The sequence below is a fragment of the Microbacterium sp. USHLN186 genome (assembly GCF_037145155.1).
Taxonomy (GTDB): domain Bacteria; phylum Actinomycetota; class Actinomycetes; order Actinomycetales; family Microbacteriaceae; genus Microbacterium.
Map to the genome: position 1 here is coordinate 319,230 of NZ_JBBCYA010000002.1, position 16,764 is coordinate 335,993.

The following is a 16,764-nucleotide window of genomic DNA, read 5'->3' on the forward strand; positions in this document are numbered from 1 at the left end:
GGCATGGCACAGCAACACGAGACCGTGGCCGTTCCCGGCCACGCCGGCATCGACATCGGTGGGACGAAGATCTCCGCCCTCATCGTCGACGACGCCGGAGAGATCCGTTCGCGCGGCAGTGTGCCCGCGCCTGCTCGCGAGGGCGGCACGGCGATGGCGGATGCCGCCGCAGCGCTGGCGGCCGCACTCGCCGCCCGGGCCGGCGTCCGGCTCCGCAGCGCGGGCGTCGGCGCCGCCGGTGTCATCGATCACGCGAGCGGATCGATCCGCGCGGCGTCGGCCACATTCGTCGGCTGGACCGGATTCCCGCTCGGCGCGGAGCTCTCGGCGCGCCTGGGCGTGCCGGTCGGCGTCGAGAACGACGTGAACGCCTTCCTGCTCGGGGAAGCGGCCGCCGCCGGCATCCGTGACGACGTCCTCGGGGTCATGCTCGGCACCGGTGTCGGCGGGGCGGTGATCATCGACGGCGAGCTGCGACGCGGCCCGCACGGGGCGGCCGGTGAGATCGGTCACACTCCCGGCTACAGCGATCTCGTCTGCACCTGCGGGCAGATCGGACACCTCGAGACGCTCGCCTCGGGCACCTCGATCGGTTTGCGCTACACCGAACGCAGCGGCCGGGACGTCGGCGGTTCGCGTGAGGTCGCAGCCCTCGCCCGCGACGGCGATGCCGACGCGCGGGCCGCGTTCCACGCTGCCGGACGGGCGCTGGGACGCGCGTGCGCGAGCGCCGCCACGTTGCTCGACCTGCCGCGCGCCATCGTCGGCGGGGGAGTCGCGCACGCGTGGGAGCTGCTGCGTCCCGGAATAGACGAGGCGCTGCACACCGACGCACCCGTCTCCGGCATCCCCCTGCACATCCTGCCCGCCCGCCTGGGCGGCGACGCGGTGGCGCTGGGCGCCATCGAGACCGCACGCAGCCTCGTGCTGACTGCGGCATCCTGACCCATCTCTCGTCCGAAGGAGCGACAGTGACCGAACGACCGGAAGCCAGTGAGATCTGGATGGGCCCGCTGCCGGATGTGGCCGAGGGCGGCCTGAGCGCGCCGCGCATCGGCATCGCCGGCATCTCCATCGAGTCCAGCACCTTCTCCCCGCACGTGTCGGGCGACGAGGCGTTCACGATCCGTACCGGAGCGGACCTGATCGGCTACTACCCCTTCCTCGACGAGGGGCGCGAGCTGCGCGAAGCGGCCACCTGGGTGCCGCTGCACCACGGTCGCTCCCTGCCCGGCGGCGCCGTCGACCCGGCCACCTACCAGCGGATGAAGACCGCCATCCTCGACGCGATCCGCGCCGAAGGACCGTTCGATGGCTTCTTCTTCGACATCCACGGCGCGATGAGCGTGATCGGGATGCAGGACGCCGAGGGTGACCTCGCCACGGCGGTGCGGGAAGCGCTGGGTCCAGACACGCTGATCTCGACCTCCATGGACCTGCACGGCAACGTCTCGGAGGTGCTGCGCGACCAGGTCGATCTGCTCACCTGCTACCGGATGGCACCCCACGAGGACTGGCTGAACACGAAGGAGCGGGCGGTGTGGAACCTGCTCGCGCGGCTGCGCGGCGAACACGGCGCCGACCCGGTGCGCCGTTGGCCGTTCAAGGCATGGGTGCCCGTGCCGGTGCTGCTGCCGGGCGAGAAGACCTCGACCCGCCTCGAGCCTGCGCTGAGCATCTACGCCGAGCTGCCGGGGATCGAGGCGATGGACGGGGTCATCGACGCGTCGGTCTGGATCGGCTACGCGTGGGCCGACGAACCGCGCTGCCAGGCGTACGTCGTGGTGATCGGCGACGACCAGCAGCTCATCGCCCGTGAGGCAGAGCGCATCGCGCGACAGTTCTGGGACGCCAGAGAGGACTTCGTCTTCGTCGCGCCCACGGCCACGCTGGACGGTGCGCTGCAGAAGGCTCTCGCGCCCGATGCGGCACGGCCCTACGTCATCTCGGATTCCGGCGACAACCCCACCGCGGGCGGTGCCGGCGACGTGACCTGGACGCTCGGCGAGCTGCTCGCCCGGCCCGAGCTGATCGATGGCTCGCACATCACGCTGGTCGCCTCGATCTTCGACGCCGACGCGGTCGCGCTTGCCGTGGCGGCCGGTGTCGGGGCCAGCGTGACCCTCACCGCGGGTGCGCAGGTGGACGACGGGCCGCGCGGGCCGCTGCAGATCACCGGCGAGGTCTTCTCCCTCACCGAGGGCGACCCGGATGCCGGCACGCAGGCGGTCATCCGGGTGGGCGGGCTGCATGCCATCATCACCGAGCGCCGCAAGCCCTTCCACCACCTCGAGGACTTCCGCATGCTGGGGCTGGACCCGGAGGGCGCCGACATCGTCGTGGTGAAGATCGGCTACCTCGAACCCGAGCTGTACCGACTGGCCGCGGACTGGACGCTCGCGCTCACCCCGGGCGGCGTCGACCAGGATCTGCTGCGACTGGGACATCACCGCCTGCAGCCGGGAGTGTTCCCGTTCGACACCGACGGGACCCCCGCACTGACCGCACACGTGAGCCGACGCGAGGAGAGCCCGGCATGCTGAACTTCGAGACCCGCACCGGCCCGGACTTCGGCGCCGACGCGCCCGCCTACCCGAGCAACGGCGTGCCCGAGTGGTACCGCGACGCGAAGCTGGGCTTCTTCGTGCACTGGGGCCTGTACTCGGTGCCCGCCTGGGCGGTGCAGCACGGCGAAGGGGTCAACATCCCCGCCGAGGACGCCTACGCCTGGCATCAGTACGCCGAGTGGTACGGCAACACCGTGCGCATCGCGGGCAGCCCGACCTGGGAGAGGCACCAGCAGCTTTACGGCCCCGGCACCTCGTACGAGGACCTCGCCGATCTCTGGGACGCCGCCGCCTTCGACGCGGACGCGTTCGTCGGCGAGCTCGTCGGCGCGGGCGCCCGGTACATCATCCCCACGACCAAGCACCATGAGGGCTTCTGCCTGTGGGACACGCGCACGACGGGGTTCAACGCGGTCGCCCGCGGTCCGCGGCGCGACCTCATCGGCGAATTCCACGACGCGACCCGACGGGCCGGAGCCCGCTTCGGGGTCTACTACTCCGGTGCTCTGGACTGGCATGTCAGCGACTTCCCGCCCATCGAATCCGACACCGACCTGTTCCGCTTCCGCCGCAACGACGCCCACTTCGCGCGCTATGCCGCCGCGCAGCTCGACGAGCTCGTGCAGCGCTTCTCTCCGGATGTGCTGTGGAACGACATCGAGTGGCCGGACGGCGGCAAGGGCCGCGACGACTACGCCGTCGCAGCCCTGCTCGAGCGCTACTTCGCCGCGGTGCCCGAGGGCGTGGTCAACGACCGCTGGGGTGTGCCGTATCACGGCTTCCTCACCCGCGAGTACCGGCACATTCCCGGCATCCTCGACACGCCCTGGGAATCGACGCGTGGTCTCGGCTACTCGTTCGGCTTCAACCAGGCCGAGGATGAGCGGCACTCGCTTTCGGGCGCCGAACTGGTGCGCATGCTCGTGGATGTGGTGTCCAAGAACGGCAATCTGCTCATCAACGTCGGCCCTGCCGCGGACGGGGCGATCCCGCAGCTGCAGCGCGAGGCGATGCGCACCATGGGCGCGTGGCTTGCGCAGAACGGCGCCGCGATCTACGGAACCCGGCCCTGGATCCGCTTCGGCGAGCCGGTCAGCCCGGTGCGATACACGGCCTCTGCGGCGGGCGTGCACGTGCACGCCATGGACCCCGCTCAGGGGCAGCTGACGCTGCCCCCTGAGCTGTCCGGGCGCGAAGCCCGCTGGGCCGATGGGTCGATCGCGCACGCCCGCACCGCGGCGGACGGCTCCACCGTGCTCACCGTCCCGCCCGCGCTGCGCGAGCAGCCGGTCGCGACGGCGACCGTCTCATGAGTGCTCGGGCGATGCTCGAGATCGCTGTGCAGGACGCCGCCGGGGCGCGCACCGCGCTCGACGCCGGTGCGGACCGTGTCGAACTGTGCCAGGCGCTTGCGGGCACCGGCGGGCTGACCCCGTCGGCGGGAACCGTCGACGCGGTCGTGCAGGCGGCGGGGAGGCCCGATCGGGTGGCGGTGCTCGTGCGTCCGCGGCCGGGCGGCTTCGTCTACGACCCCGAGGAGATCGCCCTGGTGTCCGCCGACATCCGGGACGTCGTGCGTCGCGGTGCCGGTGCGGTGGTCGTCGGAGCGCTGACGGCCGCCGGCGCCGTGGACGAGGACGCGATGCGGCGGTGGACGGATGCCGCGGCCGGCGCCGATGTGGTGTTCCATCGCGCCATCGACGCGCTGCCGGACCCGCCGGCGATCACGCACCGGCTCGCCGAGCTCGGCGTGCACCGCGTGCTCACCAGCGGCGGTGCCGGGCGCAGCATCGACGGCCTCGCGGTCATCAGCGAGATCTCCCGCCAGTCCGCCGGCCGGGTGCAGGTCATGGCCGGCGGCGGTGTGCGGCCGGATGACATCGCCGCGCTGGTGGCAGCCGGGGCGGACGCCGTGCACCTGTCGGCGCGCGCGGCGGCCGTGGACTCCTCGCCCGCGGGACCCGGCGGCGGCGCGACGGGGTTCGACGTCACCGACCGGGCGATCGTGGCTGCTGCTCGCGCTGCGCTGGAGTGCGCGCGGGCGCGGGTGTAGCGGTTCGCGTCAGCCGCCGGTCGGTCAGGACGGGGCGTTCTCGATCACGATGGGAGCTTCGCCGTCGGCCCACTGCGGTGCGGGCAGGGCCACCGTCTGACCGCTCTGGATCCGCCGCAGCGCGTCGCTGATCTCGGTGGCGTTGGCGGGCACGGGCAGGCCGCATCTCTCGAGCTCGGAGGCGAACTTCAGGGTGAGGCGCTGCTTCCCGCTGGCGACGGCCTCGGCGGTGGTGCCGTAGCGGATCTCGCTGCCGGTCTGGATGTCAGACACCTGGTCGCACACGTGGTAGACCTTGCCGCCGTCGACCCAGGTGACGGCGTCGTCCCCAAGGAGCTGGATCACGGTCGACTGGTCGGCGGTGTACTTCTCGACGGACGGTGGGTTCACATCCACCCCGACGATGGTGGCGATCACCGCAAGCACGATGCCGACGGCACCGGCGATCGTCTTCTGCCCCTTGTCCATGTCCTTGTTCAGGAACACCATGACGATCAGCGGCAGGAAGGCCACGACGGCGATGATCGCGCCGAGCTGGTTCTGCACGAAGAAGCGCACGGTGTCGGACCGGCGCGCAGGGTCGAGACGGTTCGCCCGCTTCCACAGGATCGATCCGACGATCGACAGCGCGGCGATCACGACGAGCAGCACGAGCAGTGTGATGAACGCCCACTGCGGGAAGACGGCGTCGCCGCCGCCCTCGGTCAGCAGGCCGCTCTGCGGATCGCGCCGCAGCGCTCCGTCAGCGCCGACGACATCACGCTGCTTCAGCAGCCAGAAGATGGCGACGGCCTCGCATCCGATCGCGAGAGCCCAGAGCACGCCGGCGATGACCCGCAGCAGGTTCGCCCGCTTTCTCGCCTCAGCAGTCGGGTGCCAATCGTGCGGCGATGTGGGGGAGGTGGTGGATGCCATGCGCTGCTCCTGCGGTAGGGACCCCGATCCTACTGGAGGGAAGGAGCGGCGCACACAGCGCGGGTACGCTGAAGAGGTGAACTCCGACTCCGAGGACGACGCCCTGCACTGGGACGGCGACGACGCGCTCGAGGCCAGGCGACCCGCTCCGCGGCGGCGCGAGGTGCCGCCCGCGCGTGAGGAGTCTCGCGGAGACACCGCGGACGTGACCCCGGAGGCGGTGGCCATGCATCCGGAGTCGCCTCGGCATCCGGGTGGGGACGCCGATGACGAGGCGGAGGGCGTCGGAACGGCGACCCTCGTGCTGCTCGGGATCCTCGGCGGCGTCTATCTGCTGTACACCGTCGGCTGGGTCATCGCCGGGGTCGGGATGCAGGCGAAGGCGATGTTCATGCTGCCTGCACCGCTGTACCTGGCGAGCATGTGGATCGCCGTGCTCGCGCCCGTGCTGTGGTTCACCGCGACCCTGCTTCTCACTCGCGGCGCCCGAGACTGGGTGCGCATCGTCGCCCTGTTCGTCGGTGCGCTGCTGCTCGTACCCTGGCCGTTCGTGGTCGCCGGGGGAGGAGGAGCGCTGTGACCGAGAGCACCTCTTCGGCCGCGCGCGCGCCGATGGGATCCCGCGTGGTCCGCGTGCTGCGCGGTGTCTTCACCGGGCTCATCGGCCTCGCGTACGCCTTCCTGGTGTGGAACGCGACGTTCTATCTCACCGAGATGGCGCAGGCAGGCATCAGCGGCTACGGCTGGACCGTTCTGCTCATGCCCGTGCTGGTGCCGATCGTCGTCTTCGTCATCGCGCTGCTGCTGGCACGCAGGCGCACACTGGGCGTGTTCATCGTGGTCATGCTCGCCGGTCTGGGCCTCAGCGCGGTGTTCTGGCTGGACACCCTCAGCTTCGCGCTGCGCAACGGCGCCTCGCTGCTGAGCTGAGCGCCCCGGCGGCTGCGGTAGTCCGCGGCGTCACACGGCGTGGGGCGTGAGGCGGCCTGCGGTAATGTGTCTCCCGATCGCGCCCCGACGGCGTGCGGCGCATCGGCCCATCCCCGCCTGCCTCGAAGGATCTCCGTGCCGAACAACTCCGTGCCGAACAACTCCGCCACAAAGCCCGTCGTCCTGCTCGCCGAGGTCCTCTCGCCCGCGACGATCGAGGCGCTCGGCCCCGACTTCGACGTGCGGGAGGTGGACGGCACCGAGCGCGAGTCGCTGTTCGCCGCGCTCGCCGACGCCGACGCCGTGCTCGTGCGCTCCGCCACCAGGATCGATGCCGAGGCGCTGGCACACGCACCCAAGCTGAAGGTCGTCGCGCGCGCCGGAGTCGGCCTCGACAACGTCGACATCAAGGCCGCCACCACCGCGGGCGTCATGGTCGTCAACGCGCCGACCTCGAACATCGTCTCCGCCGCCGAGCTCACCGTCGGCCACATCCTCAGCCTCGCCCGGCGCATTCCCGCGGCGCACGCCTCGCTGGCGGCCGGAGCGTGGAAGCGCAGCTCGTTCACCGGAGCCGAGCTCTTCGAGAAGACCGTCGGCATCGTGGGGCTGGGCCGCATCGGGGCGCTCGTCGCGGCCCGGCTGAACGCCTTCGACATGCGCGTGATCGCGTACGACCCCTACGTCACCAGTGCGCGCGCGCAGCAGCTGGGCGTGCAGCTGGTGAGTCTGGACGAGCTGGTCGCCGAGGCCGACTTCCTCACGATCCACATGCCGAAGACCCCCGAGACCACGGGCATGATCGGCGCCGAGCAGTTCGCCGCGATGAAGCCGACCGCATTCGTCGTCAACGTCGCCCGCGGCGGCCTGATCGACGAGGCCGACCTGCACGAGGCCCTCGTGGCCGGCGAGATCGCCGGCGCTGGTCTCGATGTGTTCACTTCGGAGCCGCCCGCCGAGGGCGGCACCGCGCAGGCGCTGCTCGCTCTGCCCAACGTCGTGGTCACACCGCACCTGGGTGCCAGCACCGAGGAGGCCCAGGAGAAGGCGGGCGTCTCGGTGGCGCGCTCGGTGCGCCTGGCGCTCGGCGGCGACCTCGTGCCGGACGCGGTCAACGTCGCGGGCGGTGTCATCGACCCGTACGTGCGCCCCGGCATCCCGCTGGTCGAGAAGCTCGGCCAGATCTTCTCGGCGCTGGCGCAGGCGCCGCTGACCAGCCTCGACGTCGAGGTGCACGGTGAGCTCAGCAACTACGACGTCAGCGTGCTGCGCCTCGCCGCGCTCAAGGGCGTGTTCACGAACATCGTCAGCGAGACCGTCTCGTACGTGAACGCCCCGCTGCTCGCCGAGCAGCGCGGCATCGCGGTGCGACTGGTGCAGGACGACGTCAGCGAGGAGTACCGCAACGTGATCACGCTGCGCGGCGCGCTCTCGGACGGCACCCAGCTCGCGGTGTCGGGCACTCTGACCGGCCCGAAGCAGATCGAGAAGCTCGTCGCCATCAACGAGCACGCGATCGAGCTGCCCATCGAGACCCACCATGTCGTGATGCTCTACACGGATCGCCCCGGAATCGTCGCCGTGTACGGTCAGAAGTTCGGCGATGCCGGCATCAACATCGCCGGCATGCAGATCGCTCGAGAGGCGGCCGGCGCGCAAGCCCTCAGCGTGCTGACGCTGGACTCGCCCGTTGCGGACGAGCTGCTCGAGGACGTCAGCGCCGCGATCGACGCCGACCTGTTCCGCCGCATCGAGATCGCGGAGGTCTGATCGCTCCCACCCGGGCTGTGCGTCGGCTCCGGCGGGGAGCCATATGTCGGTCATGCACGCCGCGTAGCCGGCATGTGGCTCCCGGACACGCGCGCGGTGACACGCGCGCGCGGGCTGGGCGCGTGACGCGGAGCTGGGTTCAGCCCGCGGTCCGCGTCGTCGCGTTCACCACCAGGTCGATCAGCTGAGCGAGCGCCCTTCCCGTGGGCACGAACTCGCCCAGGGCAGCCGGGCTGCCCGTGGGCTCGGCGAGCGAGTTGTTGAAGTACAGCCCGTCGCTGAGCAGCATGACCAGATCGAGTGCCGTCTCGTCGCGCACGTGCGGGCGGATCGCGTCTGCCCATCGGGTGCGCACCTCGCGCAGGGCATCGGATGCCGTCGCCGACCCGCCCTGTGCCAGCCGGGTCATGGCGATGAGTGTGCGGTCGAGCGCGTCGTCCTCCATCACCGAGGTGCGCACGTAGTAGGCGATGGGTCCGTCCTCTGCCGCTGACATCCGCTCGAGGTCCTCGTCGGTCAGCGTCGCCAGACGTGCCGCGAGCCCGCGCGTGAGATCGTCCTTCGACGCGAAGTGATAGAGCAGGCCGCCCTTCGAGACCCCGGCTTCGCGCGCGACGGCTTCCAGCGTGGCCGCTCGCTCACCGTCGGCGACGAGGATGTTCTGGTACGCGTCGAGCACGCGTTCACGGGCGAGTGGGGGGCGAGGCATCGGCTTCTCCTGATCGTTCGCTCGTGTTACTGTACCATCCGGACGGTTTAGGAAGGATTCAGTCATGTCAGTCACCGCGTCGATCAGACTCACTCAGGAGACCGGCGCCCGCGTCGGTGCTCGCGGGTGGGCGGCGCTGGGAGTGCTCATGCTGCCGGTGCTGCTGGTCTCGGTGGACAACACGGTGCTCAGCTTCGCGCTGCCGGAGATCTCGCTCGCGCTGCGTCCCTCCGGCGCCGAGCAGCTCTGGGTCATCGACGTCTACTCGCTCGTGCTCGCCGGACTGCTCGTCACGATGGGCGTGATGGGTGACCGGTTCGGTCGACGTCGGATGCTGTTCATCGGCGCGACGGGCTTCGCCGTGGTGTCCGTGCTGGCGGCCTTCGCACCCACCGCAGGGCTGCTCATCGCCGCCCGCGCCGCCCTCGGCTTCTTCGGCGCCATGCTGATGCCGTCGACGCTGTCACTGCTGCGCTCGATCTTCCCGAACCGCGACCAGCGCCGCCTCGCGATCGCGATCTGGGCGTCCGGGTTCTCCGCCGGCTCGGCGCTCGGGCCCGTCGTCGGCGGCTTCCTGCTCGAGCACTTCGCCTGGGGGTCGGTCTTCCTCATCGCCGTTCCGATGCTCGTCCCGCTGCTCATCGGCGGGTACTGGCTGCTGCCCGAGAGTCGCGATCCGGCCCCGGGACGCATCGATCCGGTCGGCATCCTGCTCTCGATGGCGGCCATGACCCCTGTCGTGTACGCGATCAAGTCATTCGCCGTGGACGGCCCGACCGTGACCGCTGGGGCCCTCGTGCTCATCGGATTCGTCATGGGCTGGCTGTTCGTGCGCAGACAGCTGCGCACGCAGACGCCGATGCTCGACATGAGCCTGTTCCGCCGTGGCGGTTTCAGCGGCGCGATCCTGGTCAATCTGCTCAGCGTGATCGCCCTGGTCGGCTTCCTCTACTTCGTGCCTCAGCAGCTGCAGCTCGTGCTGGGACTGTCGCCCATGGTCGCGGGTTTCGCGCTGGTGCCGGGCATGGTCGCCATGATCATCGCCGGTCTCAGCGTCGTGCCGATCTCGCGGCGTGTGCCCCCGCACATCGTCGTTCCGGCGGGCCTGCTGCTGTCCGTCGGCGGCTACCTCGTGGTCGCCCTCACCGCGCAGTGGAACAGCGTCGCGTGGCTGGTCGCCGCGTTCGTCGTGCTGGGAATCGGCATCGGCGCCGCCGAGACGATCTCGAACGAGCTGATCCTCGCCCACGCGCCGGTCGAGAAGGCGGGCGCGGCGAGCGCGGTCTCGGAGACGGCCTACGAGCTGGGTGCAGTGCTCGGCACTGCGGTGCTCGGCGGCATCATCACGGCGTTCTACCGAGGTGCGCTGACGATTCCCGACGCAGTGCCGCCAGCATCCGCTCATCAGGCGCGCGAGACCCTCGCCGGTGCCTTCGCGGCCGCGCAGGATCTGCCCGGCCCCCAGGCCGACGCGCTGTGGCAGGCGGCGACGCACGCCTTCGACTCCGGCATCGTGACGACCTCGCTGATCGGTGCGCTGCTGGTGGCATCCGCCATCGTGGTCGCGGCTGTCACGCTGCGCCCCTCCCGCTGACATCCGGCGTGAGCGCGCCATGCGCGCCGCTACGCTGGATGCAGTGTCCGCGGCGACCGGCGTGGCGGACGAGACTCTTGCCAAGGAGCCCCATGTCGCGCGTCGTGAAGCTGGCCGTCATCCCCGGCGACGGGATCGGACGAGAGGTCATCGCCCAGGCGGAGCGCGTGCTCGACGCGGTCACCGCCGACGGCGATGTGACCTTCGAGAAGACGGCGTTCTCGCTCGGCGCGGACCGCTACCTCGCGACCGGCGACACCCTCACCGATGACGACCTCGCCGCCATCCGCGCGCATGACGCGATCCTGCTCGGCGCGGTGGGCGGTACGCCCGGCGACGCGAGACTCAAGGATGCCAACATCGAGCGCGGGCTGCTGCTGAAGCTGCGCTTCGAGCTCGACCACTACGTGAATCTGCGTCCGTCGAAGCTGTTCCCCGGTGCATCGGGTCCGCTCGCCGACCCGGGCGAGATCGACTTCGTCGTCGTGCGTGAGGGCACCGAGGGGCCGTATGTCGGCAACGGCGGGGCGATCCGCAGGGGCACCCCGCACGAGGTCGCCAACGAGACCAGCGTCAACACCGCGTTCGGCGTGGAGCGCGTGGTGCGCCATGCGTTCGAGCTCGCCGAACGCCGCCGCGGGAAGCTCACCCTGGTGCACAAGACCAATGTGCTCGTACATGCGGGCGCGATCTGGAAGCGGATCGTCGACGAGGTCGCCGCCGAGCATCCGCAGGTCGCCGTGGACTACCTGCACGTCGACGCCGCGACCATCTTCCTCGTCACCGATCCGGCGCGCTTCGATGTCATCGTCACCGACAACCTCTTCGGCGACATCCTCACCGACCTCGCCGGGGCCGTCACCGGTGGCATCGGCCTGGCGGCATCCGGCAACATCAATCCCGACGGGGCGTTCCCGTCGATGTTCGAGCCCGTGCACGGCTCGGCCCCCGACATCGCCGGGCAGCAGAAGGCCGACCCGACCGCGGCGATCCTCTCGGTCGCCCTACTGCTCGACCACCTCGGCCTGCGCGACGAATCCGCGCGTGTTCAGCGAGCGGTCGAAGCCGATATCGCGAGCCGTACCGGGGCTCGCACCACGGCCGAGACGGGCGACGCGATCCTCGCCCGGCTGCAGGCGTAATCTGAGAACACGCGCGCATCGCCGCCGCATCCGACAGAGGACAGACATGACCGACACCGCCACCACGGCCAGCTCCGACATCGCTGCGCTCACATTCGCCGTGACGAAGAACCTCGCTGCGAAGAGCCCCGCTCAGCGCGAGGAGATCCTGCAGAGCCCCGGCTTCGGAACCAACTTCACCGACCACATGGTCGACATCTGCTGGTCGGAGAAGGGCGGCTGGCACCGCCCGCGCGTGCAGCCCTACGGGCCGATCGCACTCGATCCCGCCGCGGCCGTGCTGCACTACGGCCAGGAGATATTCGAGGGCATCAAGGCCTACCGTCACGCCGACGGCTCGGTGCACACCTTCCGCCCCGACCGCAACGCCGAGCGGCTGCGCCGCAGCGCCCGTCGTCTCGCGCTGCCCGAGCTGCCCACCGAGTACTTCCTGCAGTCCATCCGCGAGCTCATCGCCGTGGACGGCGACTGGGTGCCCTCCGGAGTGGATCAGAGCTTGTATCTGCGGCCGTTCATGTTCGCCAAGGAGGCGTTCCTCGGCGTGCGCCCGGCGAAGAAGGTCGCCTACTACCTGATCGCCTCGCCGGCCGGCGCGTACTTCACCGGCGGCGTGAAGCCCGTGCGCATCTGGCTGTCCACCACCTACGCTCGTGCCGGCAAGGGCGGCACCGGGGCGGCGAAGACGGGCGGCAACTACGCGTCGAGCCTGCTGCCGCAGGCAGAGGCCACGTCGAAGGGCTGCGACCAGGTGATCTTCCTCGACCAGGACGGCAACGTCGAGGAGCTCGGCGGCATGAACGTCGTGTTCGTCTACAAGGACGGCCGCATCGTCACGCCGCAGTCCGACAGCATCCTCGAGGGCATCACGCGCGACTCGCTGCTGCAGCTCGCCGAGGACCGCGGACTGACGGTCGAGCGGCGCCCGGTCTCGCTCGACGAGTGGCGTCAGGGCGTGGCATCCGGCGACATCGTCGAGGTGTTCGCATGCGGCACGGCGGCCGTGGTGACGCCGATCGGCGCGCTCGTGGCCGAGGACTTCGAGGACGAGCAGCCTCTGGGCGATCTGGCACTCTCACTGCGCGAGGAGCTGACCGACATCCAGTACGGCCGCCGCGAGGACAAGCACAGCTGGCTGGTGCGGGTCGACTGAGACCCCGCTCTCTTCTCCTGTTTCGCCGACACCCCCACTTCGCGCCGACACCCCGGACGTCGCTCTGGTGGGAGGGCCAGCACCTCCTGAAGGTGCTGGCGGTGAAGGCAGCGAGCACCGGGGGAGGACCGCTGTTCAGTCACGCCTCGGCAGCGGTGCTCTGGGGGCTGCCGATGTACCGGATGCGTGATCAACCTGTGCAGACCGTCGTCGACGGGACCCGGCATAGTCGGGTGATCGCTGGAGTTGTGCGCCGCGACATGCGCATCGATGACGAGGACATCGCCGAGGTAGAGGGCTTCCGCGTGACGTCGCTGATTCGCACGGCGTTCGACGTCGCGCGCACAGCGGCGTTCGACACCGCGGTGAGCTGCGCCGACGCGGCCCTGCGCAGGCGCGCCGTGAGCGGGCAGGTGGTGGATGCCGAGGCGGATGCCCTGTGGCGCGCTGGAGCCCGACGACTCGCCCGTCCTGGCTTGCGCGGCGTGCGTCAGGGCCGAGAAGTGATCGAGTTCGCTGACGGGAGGGCACAGCTGCCCGGCGAGAGCGTCAGCCGCGTGCGACTGCACCAGCTGGGCTTCTCGAACTATGATCTGCAGGTTCCCATAACCGGCGCGCAGGGCGATCGGTATTGGGTGGACTTTGCTTTCCTTCGGGCGCGGCGGTTCGGCGAGTTCGATGGCAAGGACAAGTACCTCGATCCCGACCTTCGCACCGCGGTTTCTCCGGATGAAGCGGTGCTGGCCGAGAAGCAGCGTGAAGATGACATCCGAGGCGTCACCGGCTGGAGCTTCGTGCGTTGGGAATACGAGCACATCCGCACGCCTGACGCCCTTGGAGCGCGCCTCGCTGCGTTCGGCGTGCGTCCGCCCGGCTGAACTCTTTGCTGTTCTTCGGTCGCGCTCTCCCACCATGCCCGACACCCCCACTTCGCGCCGACACCCCCACGTACGGACGCTCCTAGGTGGGGGTGTCGGTGCGAACTGGGGGTGTCGGCGGATGCGGGTCTTCCTGGAGGGAGACGGGGAGAGGGATGCCGGCGGGGATAGGCTGATCGGGTGAAGATCGCGCGTTTCAGTCACAACGACGGCATCCGGTACGGCATCCTCGACGACAGCGACATCGTCGTGCTCGACGGCGACCCGATGTTCGCCGGCTTCGAACCGACGGGGGAGCGCGTGCCCCTCGCCGACGTCGCGCTGCTCGCTCCGGTGATTCCGCGATCGAAGGTCGTATGCGTCGGCCGCAACTACCACGACCACGCCGCCGAATTCGGCAACGTCGCACCCGAAGAGCCGCTGCTCTTCCTCAAGCCCAACACCGCCGTGATCGGCCCGGGCGATAGCATCGTGCGCCCGCCGATCTCCGAGCGCACCGAGTTCGAGGGCGAGCTCGTCGCCGTCATCGGTCGCATCGCCAAGAACGTGACGGCCGAGAACGCGCTCGACTACGTCTTCGGCTACACGATCGGCAACGATGTGACCGCTCGCGACCTGCAGCGCAAAGACGGCCAGTGGACGCGCGGCAAGGGCTTCGACACCTTCTGCCCGCTGGGCCCGATCATCGAGACCGAGTTCGATGCGGCATCCGCTCGCCTCCAGACCAGGGTGAACGGCGACGTGCGCCAGGATGCCCGGCTGACCGACATGATCCACTCGGTCGCCGACATCATCGCGTACGCCTCCGCGGTCTTCACGCTGCTGCCGGGGGACGTCATCTTGACCGGAACCCCCGCGGGCGTCAGCGAGATCGTCGCGGGCGACAGCATCGAGATCGAGATCGGCGGGATCGGCGTGCTGCGGAACACGGTGCGCGACGCCACCTCGACCGCTCCCGCCGCGTGACAGCAGTGACCACGCCGCCGACCGGCGACCTGCGCGCGATCCAGCGCCGCACCGTCGGCGTGCTCGCGCTCGGGCAGGTGCTGGGTGGCATCGCCTTCGGTGCGACCGTCTCTCTCGGTGCGCTGCTCGCCGCCGATCTCTCCGGCGACGATGCACTGTCGGGCCTGGCGACCGCCTCAGTCACCCTGGGAGCGGCGGCCTTCGCCATCCCGCTCGCCCGGTTCGCGGCGCGGCGCGGACGCAGGATGTCGCTGACCACCGGCAACCTGCTGGCCCTCATCGGCATCGGCGTGGTCATCGCGGCCGCCGCGCTGCGGCTGTTCCCGCTGCTGCTGGTCGGCATCATCATGATCGGCATGGGCAACGCCGGCAATCTGCAGTCGCGGTTCGCCGCGACCGACCTGGCCGCTCCCGAGCATCGCGGCCGGGACCTCTCGATCGTCGTCTGGTCGACCACCGTCGGTGGAGTGACCGGACCGCTGCTGCTGCCGGTCGGCGAGCAAGTCGGAGCGGCGATCGGGATGCCGCCGCTCACCGGCTCGTACCTCTTCTCGCTCGTCGCCCAAGCTGCGGCCCTCGCGCTGTACCTGGTCGCGCTGCGTCCTGATCCGCTGCTGACCGTCATGCGCCTCGCCGGAACGTCGGCGAAGGGCGCGGTGATCGGCGCTGACGTCGACCGCCCGACCGTCGCCCGGTACGCGATCTTCGCCGTGTCGGGATCGCACGCTGTGATGGCCTCGGTCATGGCGATGACGCCGATCCACCTCAAACACATGGCGCACGGCGGCGGGCATGGCTCGACCCAGGAGGTGACGCTGCTCGTCGGCGTCACGATCGCCCTGCATGTCGCCGGCATGTACGGACTGTCGCCGCTGTTCGGGATCCTCGCCGACCGGTGGGGCCGCATCCGCGTGGTGCTGCTCGGACAGGCCGTGCTCACCGCGTCGCTGCTCACCGCGATCTTCGCCGGGCAGCATCCGGTCGGCGTGATGGTCGCCCTGATCCTGCTCGGCCTCGGCTGGAGTGCCGCGACCGTCGCCGGCGCGGCGCTGCTGACTGAATCGTCGACTGTGCTCATGCGCCCCCGGCGACAGGGGATCAGCGACTCGCTGATGAGCCTCACCGCCGCGGTCGGCGCAGCGGGTGCGGGGATCGTGCTCACGCAGTTCGGGTACGGCGGCCTCGCCACTGTCGCACTGGTGCTCGTGATCGCGATCACCGCCCTCTCGCCGTTCGGCCGCATCCGCGAGACGGCATGACCCGGGAGTGCACAGCGTGAGCTGGGCGGGCACCGGAGAGGCGTTCGCTGCCTCTTACGCAGCGCTGTGCGCGGGTACGGGCGAGCGGCTGCGTGAGATCGCCGGGCCTGGTCGTGGCCGCACGCTGCTCGACGTCGGCGCGGGCGACGGCACACTCGCGGCGGCATGGACGGATGCCGGCTGGCGAGTCACCGCGGCCGAGCCCGAACCCAGCATGCGAGAGGCCGCCCGCGCCCGGCATCCGAAGCTCAAGCTCGTCCGCGACGCGCTCCCCGATCTCTCGTTCGACGACGACAGGTTCGATGTCGTGACGGCGAACTTCGTGCTGAATCACGTGCCCGATCCGCGAGCCGCCGCCGCCGAGCTGCGGCGGGTGGCGCGCGACCTCGTCATCGCCACGACCTGGTCGGCCTCACCCACGGCGCTGTGGGGCGAGGTCACGGCGCGCGCCGGTCTCGCCCCGGCATCCGGCAGCCGACTTCCGCCCGAGAAGGATTTCGCGCGCACCGCCGAGGGCCTTCGGCGCATGCTGACCGAGGTGGGATGGCACCCCGCGGTCACCGAGCTCACCTGGACGTGGCACGTCGAACCGGAGGTGCTGTGGCGGTCGGTCACCGGGGGAGTGGCCGGTGCGGGTGCGTTCTACGCGACGCTCGCGGGCGCTGATCGCGCTCGTTTCCAGATGGCGTTCGACGAACTGACCGCGGATCGCAGCGAGGGCGGACGGATGCCGATGACGCAGACCGCCGCGATCGCCCCGAGCATCTGTGCTGAGGGCGACCGGTCGCGTGTGAGCGCGTCGGGACCCGGCATCCGTCACGGATAGAATCG

General features: G+C 70.4%; 16 protein-coding genes. 14 read left to right on the top strand and 2 right to left on the bottom strand.

Features of this window, described 5'->3' with window-relative positions; all coding sequences use genetic code 11:
- Positions 1–3 precede the first annotated feature (3 nt).
- From WFG93_RS05540 to WFG93_RS05555, 4 genes are read left to right on the top strand one after another with little or no spacing between them, the layout of a single operon-like run.
- The gene (locus WFG93_RS05540; RefSeq protein ID WP_336645328.1) at positions 4–945 is read left to right on the top strand and encodes an ROK family protein; all 942 of its coding nucleotides are present in this window, start codon (positions 4–6) and stop codon (positions 943–945) included.
- Positions 946–1,004: 59 nt separating this feature from the next.
- The gene (locus WFG93_RS05545; RefSeq protein ID WP_336645703.1) at positions 1,005–2,543 is read left to right on the top strand and encodes a M81 family metallopeptidase; all 1,539 of its coding nucleotides are present in this window, start codon (positions 1,005–1,007) and stop codon (positions 2,541–2,543) included.
- Entirely contained in the window at positions 2,537–3,880 is a 1,344-nt protein-coding gene (locus WFG93_RS05550; RefSeq protein WP_336645329.1) for an alpha-L-fucosidase, read from the top strand. The genes WFG93_RS05545 and WFG93_RS05550 overlap by 7 nt, the downstream gene beginning before the upstream one ends.
- Positions 3,881–3,891: 11 nt before the next feature.
- Entirely contained in the window at positions 3,892–4,620 is a 729-nt protein-coding gene (locus tag WFG93_RS05555) for a copper homeostasis protein CutC (protein ID WP_336645330.1), read from the top strand.
- A gap of 24 nt (positions 4,621–4,644) precedes the next feature.
- On the opposite strand, the gene WFG93_RS05560 is transcribed toward WFG93_RS05555, so the two are convergent.
- Positions 4,645–5,535: a hypothetical protein gene (locus tag WFG93_RS05560; protein WP_336645331.1), complete on the bottom strand. Its 891-nt coding sequence runs from the start codon at positions 5,533–5,535 to the stop codon at positions 4,645–4,647.
- A gap of 76 nt (positions 5,536–5,611) precedes the next feature.
- On the opposite strand from WFG93_RS05560, the gene WFG93_RS05565 reads away from it, so the two are divergent.
- From WFG93_RS05565 to serA, 3 genes are all read left to right on the top strand, one after another.
- Entirely contained in the window at positions 5,612–6,115 is a 504-nt protein-coding gene (locus WFG93_RS05565) for a hypothetical protein (protein WP_336645332.1), read from the top strand.
- Positions 6,112–6,465 carry a hypothetical protein gene (locus tag WFG93_RS05570; protein WP_336645333.1) on the top strand — a complete coding sequence of 118 codons (354 nt, stop codon included), beginning with the start codon at positions 6,112–6,114 and terminating at the stop codon, positions 6,463–6,465. Before WFG93_RS05565 ends, WFG93_RS05570 begins: the two co-directional genes overlap by 4 nt.
- A 135-nt stretch (positions 6,466–6,600) precedes the next feature.
- The gene (serA, locus tag WFG93_RS05575) at positions 6,601–8,235 is read left to right on the top strand and encodes a phosphoglycerate dehydrogenase (protein ID WP_336645334.1); all 1,635 of its coding nucleotides are present in this window, start codon (positions 6,601–6,603) and stop codon (positions 8,233–8,235) included.
- 139 nt (positions 8,236–8,374) lie between these two features.
- On the opposite strand, the gene WFG93_RS05580 is transcribed toward serA, so the two are convergent.
- Positions 8,375–8,944 (bottom strand): TetR/AcrR family transcriptional regulator, encoded by a 570-nt coding sequence (locus WFG93_RS05580; protein WP_336645335.1) that lies wholly within the window; start codon positions 8,942–8,944, stop codon positions 8,375–8,377.
- Positions 8,945–9,008: 64 nt separating this feature from the next.
- Here WFG93_RS05580 and WFG93_RS05585 point away from each other — a divergent pair, with 64 nt between their 5' ends.
- The 7 genes from WFG93_RS05585 to WFG93_RS05615 all read left to right on the top strand — a co-directional run bounded on the left by WFG93_RS05585 (position 9,009) and on the right by WFG93_RS05615 (position 16,759).
- Complete coding sequence (locus WFG93_RS05585; protein ID WP_336645336.1) at positions 9,009–10,538, top strand: MFS transporter; 1,530 nt, start codon at positions 9,009–9,011, stop codon at positions 10,536–10,538.
- A 92-nt stretch (positions 10,539–10,630) separates the two neighbouring features.
- Entirely contained in the window at positions 10,631–11,680 is a 1,050-nt protein-coding gene (locus tag WFG93_RS05590) for a 3-isopropylmalate dehydrogenase (RefSeq protein WP_336645337.1), read from the top strand.
- 46 nt (positions 11,681–11,726) lie between these two features.
- Positions 11,727–12,830, top strand: a complete 1,104-nt coding sequence (locus WFG93_RS05595; protein WP_336645338.1) for a branched-chain amino acid aminotransferase — start codon at positions 11,727–11,729, stop codon at positions 12,828–12,830.
- 197 nt (positions 12,831–13,027) lie between these two features.
- The gene (locus WFG93_RS05600) at positions 13,028–13,708 is read left to right on the top strand and encodes a hypothetical protein (RefSeq protein WP_336645339.1); all 681 of its coding nucleotides are present in this window, start codon (positions 13,028–13,030) and stop codon (positions 13,706–13,708) included.
- Positions 13,709–13,888: 180 nt separating this feature from the next.
- On the top strand, positions 13,889–14,674 hold the full coding sequence (locus tag WFG93_RS05605; RefSeq protein ID WP_336645340.1) for a fumarylacetoacetate hydrolase family protein: 786 nt from the start codon (positions 13,889–13,891) through the stop codon (positions 14,672–14,674).
- Positions 14,671–15,933 (top strand): MFS transporter, encoded by a 1,263-nt coding sequence (locus WFG93_RS05610; protein ID WP_336645341.1) that lies wholly within the window; start codon positions 14,671–14,673, stop codon positions 15,931–15,933. The genes WFG93_RS05605 and WFG93_RS05610 overlap by 4 nt, the downstream gene beginning before the upstream one ends.
- Before the next feature lie 16 nt (positions 15,934–15,949).
- Positions 15,950–16,759 (top strand): class I SAM-dependent methyltransferase, encoded by an 810-nt coding sequence (locus WFG93_RS05615; protein ID WP_336645342.1) that lies wholly within the window; start codon positions 15,950–15,952, stop codon positions 16,757–16,759.
- The last annotated feature ends 5 nt before the right edge of the window (positions 16,760–16,764 follow it).

Excerpts from the sequence above, each read along its gene's own strand:
- WFG93_RS05540 (WP_336645328.1), top strand. The coding sequence starts at position 4 with ATGGCACAGCAACACGAGACCGTGGCCGTTCCCGGCCACGCCGGCATC.
- WFG93_RS05545 (WP_336645703.1), top strand. The coding sequence starts at position 1,005 with ATGGGCCCGCTGCCGGATGTGGCCGAGGGCGGCCTGAGCGCGCCGCGC.
- WFG93_RS05550 (WP_336645329.1), top strand. The coding sequence starts at position 2,537 with ATGCTGAACTTCGAGACCCGCACCGGCCCGGACTTCGGCGCCGACGCG.
- WFG93_RS05555 (WP_336645330.1), top strand. The coding sequence starts at position 3,892 with ATGCTCGAGATCGCTGTGCAGGACGCCGCCGGGGCGCGCACCGCGCTC.
- WFG93_RS05560 (WP_336645331.1), bottom strand. The coding sequence starts at position 5,535 with ATGGCATCCACCACCTCCCCCACATCGCCGCACGATTGGCACCCGACT.
- WFG93_RS05580 (WP_336645335.1), bottom strand. The coding sequence starts at position 8,944 with ATGCCTCGCCCCCCACTCGCCCGTGAACGCGTGCTCGACGCGTACCAG.
- WFG93_RS05585 (WP_336645336.1), top strand. The coding sequence starts at position 9,009 with ATGTCAGTCACCGCGTCGATCAGACTCACTCAGGAGACCGGCGCCCGC.
- WFG93_RS05590 (WP_336645337.1), top strand. The coding sequence starts at position 10,631 with ATGTCGCGCGTCGTGAAGCTGGCCGTCATCCCCGGCGACGGGATCGGA.
- WFG93_RS05595 (WP_336645338.1), top strand. The coding sequence starts at position 11,727 with ATGACCGACACCGCCACCACGGCCAGCTCCGACATCGCTGCGCTCACA.